The organism is Staphylococcus sp. FSL W8-1207 (assembly GCF_038003745.1).
GTDB classification, from domain to species: Bacteria; Bacillota; Bacilli; order Staphylococcales; family Staphylococcaceae; genus Staphylococcus; species Staphylococcus equorum.
This window is the reverse complement of record NZ_JBBOPU010000001.1, coordinates 785,308-797,054: the sequence shown is the minus strand read 5'-3', so window position 1 is coordinate 797,054 and position 11,747 is coordinate 785,308. Positions and strand designations below refer to the sequence as shown.

Sequence of the window (11,747 nt, the reverse complement as noted above, 5' to 3'; positions counted from 1 at the left end):
AGCAGCTGACTGAATTGAAAATACGCTTATAACAAACTTTTAAAGAACTACTACTGGCCATATAACACTACTAGACAATTATGTATAAAAAGTGCCGACAAAGTCAGTTACTTTGTCGGCACTTTAGAGTGAGATACATAAATATATGTCCTACTCTTATTTTATTTACATCAATTTAATACAATCAATTCGTTATGGTTGAGTTGTATTATAGGTGTTTTTATTTTAATGCACTTTCAATATCGGTATATGATAAGTTTAATGCATCTGCAACACCTTTATTAGTTAATTCACCATTAATCGTACTTAAGCCTAAAGATAAAGCTGGATTATCTTGTAGTGCTTTTAAATAGCCTTTTCCAGCTACTTGTTGCGCATATGGTAACGTCGCGTTGTTTAATGCGATTGTTGACGTACGCGGTACTGCACCAGGCATATTAGCTACTGCATAATGTACTACGCCATGTTTTTTATAAGTTGGGTCATCGTGTGTAGTAATACGATCTGTTGTTTCGAAAATGCCACCTTGGTCGATCGCAATATCAACAATCACTGCCCCATCTTTCATTTGTTTAACCATTTCTTCAGTAACAAGTTTTGGTGCTTTTGCGCCTGGAATAAGCACTGCACCAATGACTAAGTCACTATTTTTAACGCATTGCTCTATGTTTAATGGGTTTGACATGATTGTATGTACTCGACCACCAAACAAGTCTTCTAATTGTTGTAAACGTTTAGGGTTAACATCTAAAATTGTAACGTCAGCACCTAAACCTAAAGCAATTTTCGCAGCATTAGTACCGGCTTGGCCACCACCAATAATACTTACGCGTCCTTTTTCTACGCCAGGTACACCACCAAGTAGAATACCCATGCCACCTTTATATTTCTGTAAGAACTCAGCACCAATTTGAGCAGACATACGACCTGCCACCTCACTCATTGGTGTTAATAATGGTAAAGAACGATCTGGCAATTGCACTGTTTCATAAGCGATACTAATAACTTTGTTTTCTAATAAAGCTTTAGTCAATTTCTCTTCATTTGCTAAATGTAAATAAGTAAATAAAATTAATCCTTCCTCAAAGAATTGGAATTCTTCTTCCAATGGTTCTTTAACTTTCATAACCATATCTACGTTCCATACTTCAGCTTGTTCATTTACAATTTTTGCACCAGCTTCAGTATAGTCCACATCATCAAAATAAGAGCCTAAACCAGCAGATTTTTCAACAACAACATTATGACCTTGCTCAACTAATGCATGCACACCACTTGGGGACAAACTCACCCTGTTTTCATTGTTTTTAATCTCTTTAGGAATACCTATAATCATTTCATCCACCTCCAAATTTATAGTAACGTGTATTCTATGAAAGCGCAATCAAAGAATAGAGTACTTTTACAACAGTGAATTATGTTAATATTCTGTAAATGGTGGTATAATATATATAAGAAGAATAAGGAGGTCATTGATATGCTAACTTATAAAAACATTTTAATTGCGGTAGATGGTTCACACGAGGCTGAATGGGCGTTTAATAAAGCTGTAGATGTTGCAAATCGTAACGAAGCAAAATTAACAGTTGTGAACGTCATTGATTCACGAACATATTCATCATACGAGGTTTATGATGCACAGTTCACTGAGAAATCTAAAAATTTCTCTGACGACTTGTTAAAAGGTTATAAAGAAGTTGCAACAAACGCTGGTATTAAAGATGTTGAAACTCGCTTAGAATTTGGTTCTCCAAAAGCAATTATTCCAAAAAAATTAGCGTCTGAGGTAGAAGCTGATTTAATTATGTGTGGTACTTCTGGTTTAAATGCTGTAGAAAGATTTATTGTTGGTTCTGTATCTGAAGCAATCGTGCGCCACTCACCTTGTGATGTACTCGTTGTACGCACTGAAGAACTGCCAGAAGATTTCCAACCACAAGTAGCAACAGACGAACTTAGATCGCAACACCAAGCTCACTAAAATATACTAGTTTAATTTTATAAAAATGATTTAGTTACATTTAAAGTCTAAACAAAAGTTATTAATTTGTTTCGCTAGGATAGTTTGTTCATTTATTTAGAGCAATCTATCCTTTTTAATATCCAAAGGAATGAGCATGTAAAGTTATATTGCGCATTCAAAGTGATTTTTACAAACTCCTTATCAAAACTTCATATACACTTTAAACAAAAGATATATGATTGAAGTGAAACGCATAATGAAAGGAGTATGAACAACTTATGAAACCGATGCATAAAGCACTTATAACAAGCATGTTCACATTATTTATTTCGAGCACATCATTACATAGTGAAATAATTGCTGCAGAAAAAGACAATACAACACGTACAGAAGATCGTCTCAAATTAATAGACACTAAAATCTTACCGTTTGATAAAACTTACAAAGATACGAAAGTTGGCGGATTGTCTGGTATAACGTATGACCCTAAAAATGATAAATGGTTACTTATTAGCGATGACCGATCAGAACACAATCCAGCAAGATTCTATGAAGCTGATATTGACTATAATAGCAATGAATTCAAAGACGTCAAATTTAATGGCGTCCACAAGTTAAAACAACCGAATGGCAAAGATTACATCAATAAAGAGCAATATAAGAACGACGATGATAATATTGTTGCTGACCCAGAATCGATACGGTTCGACCCACATACTAATGAGATTCTATATACTAGTGAAGGAGATCGTTCCTTAGGATTGAATCCATTTATTCGTAAAGCAACTGAAGATGGTAAATATTCAACTGAAATTCCTGTTAAAGATACAATAAAAATGGATAAACAAAATAAGAAAGGTTTCCGTAATAATCAAGCTATTGAAGGTAGCACTTTTTCTCAAGATGGTAATACGTTATGGACTTCTATGGAGGGCCCTCTAATACAAGATGGCCAAAAACCTACACCTGAATCAGGCGCTTTATCACGCATCACACAATATGATCGCGAAGGCAACATATTATCTGAATTTGCATATCCACTTGATGCCATTCCTAAAAAACCTGGCAAAAACAAACAAGCTGATAATGGAATCACAGAAATATTAGCCATTAATGATCATGAATTTCTCACTCTAGAACGTGCATCTGTACAAGCAGAAGATGGTTCATTTAGTAATTATGTGCGTATATATAAATTAGATGTTAGTAAAGGAACTGATATCAAAGATATAAATTCACTCAAAGAGACAAACGCAAAACCTTTAAACAAAACGCTGGTTGCTGATTTAAATGAACAAGATATTGGTAAAGTTGATAACATTGAAGGCATGACTTTTGGTAAAAAACTGCCCAATGGTAATGACAGTCTAGTATTGACAGCCGATAATAACTTTAATGAAACACAACAATCTCAAATTATTGCTTTTGAGGTTAAACCAGAGAAAAAATAATCCATTTTAAAAACTGATTAATAAAATAATAAAAGCACCCTTTCATTATTTTTTCTAATGAATGGGTGCTTTTAATTTAAGTATAAATATTTACAACTCATACTCATTTAATGAATCTGGGTTTACTTCCAGATTATTTTACGTTTCCAAAATCTACAACATCGCGAGCAATCATTACTTCTTCGTTTGTAGGAATAACGATGACTTTTACAGGTGAATGTGGATAATTAATGAAACCTTCAGAACCATGGATCATTTCATTTTTCTTAGCGTCCCAATAAACACCCATAAACTCTAAACCTTCTAAGACTTTTGCTCTTACAGGATCAGAATTTTCACCTACGCCAGCTGTAAATACAATAACGTCTACACCATGCATACGCGTCGCATATGAACCGATATATTTGTGAATACGAGATGCAAAGACGTCAAGCGCTAATTGGGCTCTTTCTTTACCCTCTTTAGAATCTTCAATGATATCTCTTAAGTCACTTGAAGTACCTGAAATACCTAATAATCCAGATTCTTTATTAAGTGTATTTAATACTTCTTCTGCATTTTTACCCGTTTTTTCCATAATAAATGGAATTAAAGCTGGGTCAATATTACCTGAGCGTGTGCCCATTGTAACACCTGCTAATGGAGTGAAGCCCATAGATGTATCTACAGATTCGCCACCATCAATAGCAGCGATTGAAGCACCATTACCGATATGACAAGAGATAATACGTAATTCTTCAATTGGTTTATCTAAAATTTCAGCTGCACGTTGTGAAACATATTTATGACTCGTGCCATGAAAACCATATTTACGAATTCCGAAGTCTTCATAATATTGATATGGCAAACTATATAAATAAGATTTCTCTGGCATTGTTTGATGGAATGAAGTATCAAACACAGCGACATGTGGTGTCTCTGGTAAAAGTTTTCGGAATGCACGAATTCCCATTAAGTTTGCTGGGTTGTGTAACGGAGCTAATTCACTTAACGATTCAATTTGTTTTTCTACTTCATCAGTTATATAAACTGATTCTGGGAATAATTCTCCACCATGAACAACACGGTGGCCCGTACCATCAATATCATTAATACTTTCAATGATACCATGTTTTTTAAAGCTTTCTAACATAATGTTTACTGCTACTTCGTGATTAGCAATATCATTGGTATCAGTAATTTTTTCTCCATTTACTTCAATAGTAAAGACAGAGTTTTTTAAACCAATACGTTCAATTAGTCCTTTAGTAACAACTTTTTCTTCCGGCATTTCAATAAGTTGGAATTTCAGTGACGAACTACCAGCGTTAATGGCCAAAATTAATTTTGACATAAGCTTGTTGCCTCCATTTTCAATTAAGTTTTAATATACCTATCTATTTAATCATTAATACAGTTTATTTTCAAGAATAATACAGTTTAATTTTCAGGATGATTTTCTTCCATCCACACATTTAAATCTTGTAAAAATGCTTGGAATTGTTGAGGACTTTTGAAGTCAGGAATGTTCGCTAATAAAACCTCTACTGGTTTAGTAACGTTTGTTTCTTTTTTCTGTAGTACAAGAATAGATTTGCGTGCTTTTTCATTTTTAAATAATGTCGAAGGTAAATTTAAAAATGCTTGCATTTCTGTCTCTGTAGCAATGAAGTTTTGTAACTGTTTCACATTTGAACCTTCGAAAATATTACTTGGAACAACTAAAAATGCATAACCTGATTGTTTTAAAGCTACAACAGCTTGTTCAATTAATAAAAAGTGAGAGAAACTGTGACCTTCTTCAAATCCTAAAGCCATTTCCTTACTTCTCTCATCTGCTGGATAATAGCCAACAGGTAAATCACCAATAACAACATCTGTCTCTTCAAAAGGTAATGGCATAATTGCGTCTTGTGGATAAACATCAAATGGTATTTCTAAAAAGTTGGCTAGATGAACGCTGACTCTTGATAATACTGGATCAACTTCTAAAAGATGATGCATCACCGTATGTTCAGTTAACACTTCATGCACAGACGCACTTAGATGGCCTGCCCCACTTGCGATGTCTACAACGTGTAATTCTTCTTTGTTTTTTAAGAAGCGTTGAGATAAAAAGCCTAAAATTAAGCCAATAGAGTCTGGTGTAATTTGATGGTTTGCTTGAATATCTTCATTTTGCATTAAGCTTAAGTAAGCAAACTGAAATGCTTTTCTTCTATCTTGCAATGTAGCTTGTTCTAACAAGTCTCTTTTACTTGTATAAATGTGTTCCATTGCTAGTCCTAAGTTTTCAATAAAACTTTGACCATTATTTTCATTTAAAGCTTTAGCTTTTTCGTCGAGTGTTTGGAATAACTTTTCCATTACTGTTTCTTCTTGTGTCATTTAATAGTCCTTTCTAAAAAAACTGTCCATAATTTGTTTGAAATTAAGTCAGTTCATGCTAACTTATATTACCAAATAATTATGGACAGTATACTTTATAATGTCAATGATACTGTTTGATTGTTTAACTTCAAATCAAATGACAAATTTTATATTACCTATATTTAATTTAAATAGCACGGTATGCTTCTAAAGCAGCATCGAAGTCTGGGAAATCAGTGCCCTCAGAAACAACTTCAGTATATACTACTTTATTATTTTCATCTAAAACAAAAACTGAACGTGCAAGTAAACGTAATTCTTCCATAACTACGCCATAATTGTTACCAAATGAAAGCTCTTTATGATCACTTAAAGTAACCACGTTATCTAAGCCATTTGATGCGCACCATCTTTTTTGTGCGAATGGTAAGTCAACAGAAATAGTTAACACGACGCCATCTTCCTGCGCTGCTTCTTCGTTGAATTTACGTGTTTGTTTATCACAGACACCTGTATCAATAGATGGTACTACACTGATCAATTTCTTTTGACCATCATAATTTGATAAAGTTACTTCATTTAAATCATTGTCTAACACTGTAAAATCTGGTGCTGTTTCACCTTTTTTTACTTGTGATCCTAATAATGTAATTGGTTCTTGTTTAAATGTAATTTGCGCCATTTGAATGCCTCCTATAAAAAGTGCTTACTCAATAATTATAACTGTTTAATCAGATGAAATAAACCTTAAACCCTTTGAAACATAACAATCTACTTCAAATAAAACAATTTTTCAAATTTATTTTTTATTACGACAGTATCAGCAAAATAATCATGTATACCTTTGTGTTTATCTGTAAATATTGTTACTAAATAAGGTAAATTAGCAAATACGCCACTGACAATGCGACCAATCCATTCTCTAAATAATACGTCTACCCAAGTTAAAGATTGTCTATCTGCACGTTCCACTCTAATATTCAAAATCATTTTACCAATTGTTTGTTTAAAATATTTCGTTAATAACACAAAATACAAATAAAATACGAGTGCATCTAATACGTGACCTACACTAAAATAATCAATCCATAACTTTGCATTATCTATATGTGTGAAATGATAGATTGGTTTCAATATAATACTTTGAATACCCAAAATGATGAGTAAATCAATGAGAAAGCTACAAAATCTTATACCAAATCCTGCATATAGTGCTTTTGCTAATTGATTATGTGCAAGTGCATCTGACTCTGTTTGGGCTTCGTTTGAACCTGCAACCTTATGTGCAGTATCATCTTGTTTCATATTATCCATTATTACACCTAACCTTCGTATAGATACATAGGTTCAGCTTCAGTATCATTTTTAATTATTGATTTAACTTCATTGAATTCATTTTTAAATTGAGCAATACTCGCTTTTGCATTACTAAACGATGAGAAGAAACTACCTTCTTCACTATACTCAAATACTTCTGCATCTTTTGCTTTCATATCTTTTTTCATTGCTTTTAATGTTTCATCTTCATAACCAATTTCGTCAATTAACCCGTTATCTTCCGCTTGTTGTGCACTGTATATTCGTCCATCAGCTAACTCTCTAACTTTACTTTCAGACATATCCCTACCGTCTTTAACTATATTCACAAATCGATCAAAACTATCATCTAATACAGATTGTAAAATATCTTTTTCTTCACTTGTCATAGCTCTTGAGCTACTTAATATGTCTTTATGATCTCCTGATTTTATAACATTTTCTTTAACGCCTATTTTTTCTTGTAATTCTGAATAATCAACACTAGACATAATAACACCGATTGATCCTGTCATTGTTTGAGGACCTGCGTATATTTTGTCTGCTGGTGCTGAAATGTAGTATCCACCAGATGCTGCCATACTACCCATATGTACATAAATCTTTTTATCTTTTTGCTTAATTTCTTTTATCTTTTGATAAATTTCATCACTTGGATATGTGCCACCACCAGGAGTATTCACAGATAACAACATACCTTTGACTGTGTCATCATTTTTTACGTTTTCTAATTGTTTTAAGAACGCCTCATGGTTGTAACCACCACCACCAAACATGCCTCCACCTGTACCTTCAGCTATTTGGCCATCTAATGTTAAATGTGCAATTCGTTTACTTGAATTGCCCTCTTTTTCTACTTTTTCTGTAAATGGGTCCATTTTAGATGTAGCTTGTTCATCAAATAAAGATGAAAAGACCGCTGAAATTGAACTCATCACGATGCCGCCTAACACGATGACAACCGCAAGTATGATTGCGATAATCCTTTTCTTCGACATTTACGCTCACTCCCATAATTTATTTTCCTTTTAACTCCATCCCCAATTTAACCATAATCAATTAAGCTATGTATACCTTATCCCAAATATATATTAAAAGAGTTTTAAAATATAATAGTGTTTTATCAGAATTACAGTAAAAAAGTACTAATAATGCGAAGTGACACTATGCCGTATTTTATAAAACTGTATACAAAAAAGAGCGGGAATACGAAATCAAAATTTGATTTCGTATTCCCGCTTCTATAAGGCTGACAAATAAAGGAAGACAAGCGTTGAGGCTCTTGTATAAGAACTAGTTTATTTTAATATATTTTTGTAATTGCTACATGATTTGCATTAAATAATCGTACGCATTTTTCAAAATTAAAATAGCAGTAACTACAATAAACAGACCTTTGACATAACCAACGCCTTTTTTAATTGCAAATAAAGCACCCAAATATGATCCGCAAATCATACTACCAGCCATGATAAAACCATAAAAATAATCGACTTGATCTAAGAATATAAATAATATTAATGCCCCTAAATTGGATGCAAAATTTAATACTTTGGCATTCCCTGCTGCACCTAGAAAATCAAATCCAAACATTAATAAAACAAAAAGCATAAATGAACCTGTGCCGCCACCTAAAAATCCATCATATAGACCTATTAAGCACATTAAAGCTGCAAATATTATAGCTTTACCGGTAGTGAGTTTTGTAAAAGTACGTATACTACCCCAATCTTTTTTCATTAATGTATAAATCATGACAAGCGTTAAGATAATGATTACCACTGGCTTCAATAGTTCAGACGGTAAAAATGTCGCCACGCTCGCACCACCCATAGCCATTAAGAATACAAATGGGAATAACTTCCCAACAACTTTCAAATCGACATTGCCTGACCTTAAAAAACGAAATGCACTGGTCATCGACCCAAATGCACTAGCTAATTTATTAGTACCTAACGCCATAGCTGGTGGCATACCCACTGCCAAAAGTGCAGGGATAGAAATTAATCCCCCACCACCGACAACTGCATCAATAAACGCTGCTAAAAATCCAAGAAGTATGATGATAATTACAATTGAAATGTCCCACTCTAACATGCGCCAACCCCTGTCTGTTTAAATCATGTTAACTGATTATTCATTATAAATTGAACATCTAAAACTAAGTTTTATATTTTTTAAATGATGCTTACTATAATTTAAACTCGTATTTAAAATAAATCCTCTGCCAAAGTTTGTGTCTCTGAGTCTTTATCACTTTGGTAGTCATTTGAAATTTCTATTGTTTCGATTTGATCCACAGCTTGTTGTACTAATGGTTCAAAATCAAAAATATTTTCATATTTTTCCACTTTTTCAATATCAGGTTCAGTTACAGGATTTTTTGGTGTGAAAATAGTACAACAATCCTCATAAGGTTGTATAGAGACATCAAAAGTTCCAATTTCTTTAGCTCTTTTAACGATATCTTCTTTATCTAATGTGAGTAATGGACGTAACACTGGCGTCGAAGTTACGCTATTAATTGCGTACATACTCTTTAAAGTTTGACTCGCTACTTGACCAAGATTCTCACCATTTACAATGGCATGTCCGTCAATTTCATGTACAAGTTTATCTGCTACTCTCATCATCATTCGACGTGTAGATGTCATTGTATAACGTTCATGTACAACTTTATTAACTTGTTTTTGTAAATCTGTAAAAGGTACAATGTGTAATTTAATTGGACCTACATGAGAAGCTAAAATACGTGTTAATTCAATTACTTTTTCTTTAGCTTTTTCACTTGTAAAGGGCGGGCTATGAAAATGAATTGCTTCAATCATCGCACCTCTTCGCATGACTTCCATACCAGCTACAGGAGAATCAATACCACCTGAGAGCATAAGTAATGTTTTTCCACCTGTTCCAACTGGCAAGCCACCAAGTCCAGCTATAGTTTTGTCATAGACATATATGGCATCTAAACGCACTTCTACTTTTATATTGTGATCTGGATTGTGGACATCGACAGTTAAATCCTTTGTTGCATTTAATACCGCAGCACCAATGCCACGTTGTAATTGATATGTGTCATAAGGAAAGTTTTTATCTGAACGTTTCACGTCTATCTTAAACGTATCTCCGTTTGCGTAGTCTTTTGCAAATTGAACGGCTTGTTCATTTGCCGCTTCTACAGTTTTATCAATTTTTAATACAGGACTAATAGAATAAATGCCGAATACTTTTTTTAGTCTATTACACATTTCATCTATGTCTGCACCTTCATCTAATTCAATATACATTCTATCTCTATTCGCTTTTACTTTATAGCCTTGCAATGGCATTAATGAACGCTTAACATTTGCGCGTAATTTATTCACGAATATTTTACGATTTGCACCTTTTAATGTTAATTCGCCATACCTTACTAATATATGATCATAAATCATACTAACAGCTCCCTTACTTCTTCATATACTTTATAAAAATTATCTTTAAATGTTTGAATATCTTCTTGAGTCGTATTGGCTCCCATTGAAATTCTGATACTACCTTCAATTTGTTTTCTAGGCACATTCATCGCTAAAAGTACTTCGTTTAGACTCGCTTTTTTAGACGAACATGCACTTGTGGTAGATAACATGATATTGTGTTTTGAAAATGCATTGACCAATACTTCACCTTTTACGCCTGATAAACCAACATTAAGAATGTGTGGCGCTGAATTTTGAGGTGAATTCAGCTTGACGCCGTGAAACCCTGTAAGAAATTGACGTAAGTCAGCATTAAATTCATTTAAAGTATGGTTAAGTTCTGTGGTATGATTCACAGCTGCTTTCATGGCTTTAACAATTGCAATATTCATCGGTAAATTAACTGTACCACTTCTCACACCATACTCTTGTCCACCACCGTGAATAATAGGTTCAAGTTGATGAATATTTCGAACAAATAATATACCTTGCCCTTTCAAACCGTGAAATTTATGCCCACTTAAACTCAATGTATCTACACCTTCAAAGCATAATGGCACTTTACCAATCGCTTGTACTGCATCTACGTGAAAATGTGCCTTGGGATATTGGTGCACAATATTTGCAGCCTCTTCTATTGGTTGGGTTTGACCCATAATATTATTAACATGCATACAGGTTACTATAGCAACATCATCCGACATCAATGTTTTTAAATGGTCCAAGTCGATTTGACCCTCGTCAGTAACATCAACATATTTAATAATAAACCCTTCCGTTTCTAATGAACGTACAACTTCTAATACAGATGGATGCTCAAGTACTGAAGTGATGATTTCATTAGCAAAAGCTTTTTTCTTATATGCTACGCCTTTAAGCGCCATATTATTAGATTCAGTCGCACCACTTGTAAAAACAATATCAAATTTTCCATCTAAATTAAACAAATCTTTTATTTGTTTTTTAGTTTGTTGTAACAATTGGTCTGCTTGTAAGCCGGCTTGATGCGGACTATTAGCATTAGAATACAATGATTGATTTACTTTTACATAAGTATCCAACACGTCTTGGTTTGGCTTTGTCGTTGCGGCGTTATCAAGATATATCAATTCTTTCACTCCATTTCATTTTATCATACACACTTATTTAAGAAGTGATACTAATTTTATATTTATATTTAAGTTATTGCATTAATAACAATACTTTTCT

11 protein-coding genes are annotated in these 11,747 nt (G+C 33.4%); 2 read left to right on the top strand and 9 right to left on the bottom strand.

Annotation, left to right across the window (positions count from 1 at the left end; all coding sequences use genetic code 11):
- Positions 1–220: 220 nt before the first annotated feature.
- On the bottom strand, positions 221–1,336 hold the full coding sequence (gene ald, locus NSR03_RS04070) for an alanine dehydrogenase (protein WP_002507350.1): 1,116 nt from the start codon (positions 1,334–1,336) through the stop codon (positions 221–223).
- Positions 1,337–1,477: 141 nt separating this feature from the next.
- Between ald and NSR03_RS04065 the strand changes: the two genes are divergently transcribed.
- Complete coding sequence (locus NSR03_RS04065; RefSeq protein WP_002507349.1) at positions 1,478–1,981, top strand: universal stress protein; 504 nt, start codon at positions 1,478–1,480, stop codon at positions 1,979–1,981.
- 260 nt (positions 1,982–2,241) lie between these two features.
- Entirely contained in the window at positions 2,242–3,414 is a 1,173-nt protein-coding gene (locus NSR03_RS04060; RefSeq protein ID WP_069801596.1) for an esterase-like activity of phytase family protein, read from the top strand.
- Positions 3,415–3,547: 133 nt separating this feature from the next.
- On the opposite strand, the gene NSR03_RS04055 is transcribed toward NSR03_RS04060, so the two are convergent.
- The 8 genes from NSR03_RS04055 to NSR03_RS04020 all read right to left on the bottom strand — a co-directional run bounded on the left by NSR03_RS04055 (position 3,548) and on the right by NSR03_RS04020 (position 11,647).
- Positions 3,548–4,747, bottom strand: a complete 1,200-nt coding sequence (locus tag NSR03_RS04055; protein ID WP_021339074.1) for an acetate kinase — start codon at positions 4,745–4,747, stop codon at positions 3,548–3,550.
- An 86-nt stretch (positions 4,748–4,833) separates the two neighbouring features.
- Complete coding sequence (locus NSR03_RS04050) at positions 4,834–5,781, bottom strand: class I SAM-dependent methyltransferase (RefSeq protein WP_021339073.1); 948 nt, start codon at positions 5,779–5,781, stop codon at positions 4,834–4,836.
- 169 nt (positions 5,782–5,950) lie between these two features.
- The gene (tpx, locus tag NSR03_RS04045) at positions 5,951–6,445 is read right to left on the bottom strand and encodes a thiol peroxidase (RefSeq protein ID WP_002507345.1); all 495 of its coding nucleotides are present in this window, start codon (positions 6,443–6,445) and stop codon (positions 5,951–5,953) included.
- Between the two features lie 89 nt (positions 6,446–6,534).
- Entirely contained in the window at positions 6,535–7,077 is a 543-nt protein-coding gene (locus tag NSR03_RS04040; RefSeq protein WP_069801598.1) for an RDD family protein, read from the bottom strand.
- A gap of 8 nt (positions 7,078–7,085) precedes the next feature.
- A complete protein-coding gene (gene sppA, locus NSR03_RS04035; protein ID WP_002507343.1) occupies positions 7,086–8,078 on the bottom strand; it encodes a signal peptide peptidase SppA in 993 nt (330 codons plus the stop codon).
- Between the two features lie 325 nt (positions 8,079–8,403).
- Positions 8,404–9,177, bottom strand: a complete 774-nt coding sequence (locus NSR03_RS04030; RefSeq protein WP_021339071.1) for a sulfite exporter TauE/SafE family protein — start codon at positions 9,175–9,177, stop codon at positions 8,404–8,406.
- Between the two features lie 113 nt (positions 9,178–9,290).
- Positions 9,291–10,514: a tRNA uracil 4-sulfurtransferase ThiI gene (thiI, locus tag NSR03_RS04025; protein ID WP_021339070.1), complete on the bottom strand. Its 1,224-nt coding sequence runs from the start codon at positions 10,512–10,514 to the stop codon at positions 9,291–9,293.
- Positions 10,511–11,647, bottom strand: coding sequence for a cysteine desulfurase family protein (locus tag NSR03_RS04020; protein WP_021339069.1), 1,137 nt, complete (start codon positions 11,645–11,647; stop codon positions 10,511–10,513). The genes thiI and NSR03_RS04020 overlap by 4 nt, the downstream gene beginning before the upstream one ends.
- Between the last annotated feature and the right edge of the window lie 100 nt (positions 11,648–11,747).

Bases quoted from the DNA above. Each gene is read 5' to 3' on its own strand.
- ald (WP_002507350.1), bottom strand. From the start codon at position 1,336: ATGATTATAGGTATTCCTAAAGAGATTAAAAACAATGAAAACAGGGTG.
- NSR03_RS04065 (WP_002507349.1), top strand. From the start codon at position 1,478: ATGCTAACTTATAAAAACATTTTAATTGCGGTAGATGGTTCACACGAG.
- NSR03_RS04060 (WP_069801596.1), top strand. From the start codon at position 2,242: ATGAAACCGATGCATAAAGCACTTATAACAAGCATGTTCACATTATTT.
- NSR03_RS04055 (WP_021339074.1), bottom strand. From the start codon at position 4,747: ATGTCAAAATTAATTTTGGCCATTAACGCTGGTAGTTCGTCACTGAAA.
- NSR03_RS04050 (WP_021339073.1), bottom strand. From the start codon at position 5,781: ATGACACAAGAAGAAACAGTAATGGAAAAGTTATTCCAAACACTCGAC.
- tpx (WP_002507345.1), bottom strand. From the start codon at position 6,445: ATGGCGCAAATTACATTTAAACAAGAACCAATTACATTATTAGGATCA.
- NSR03_RS04040 (WP_069801598.1), bottom strand. From the start codon at position 7,077: ATGGATAATATGAAACAAGATGATACTGCACATAAGGTTGCAGGTTCA.
- sppA (WP_002507343.1), bottom strand. From the start codon at position 8,078: ATGTCGAAGAAAAGGATTATCGCAATCATACTTGCGGTTGTCATCGTG.
- NSR03_RS04030 (WP_021339071.1), bottom strand. From the start codon at position 9,177: ATGTTAGAGTGGGACATTTCAATTGTAATTATCATCATACTTCTTGGA.
- thiI (WP_021339070.1), bottom strand. From the start codon at position 10,514: ATGATTTATGATCATATATTAGTAAGGTATGGCGAATTAACATTAAAA.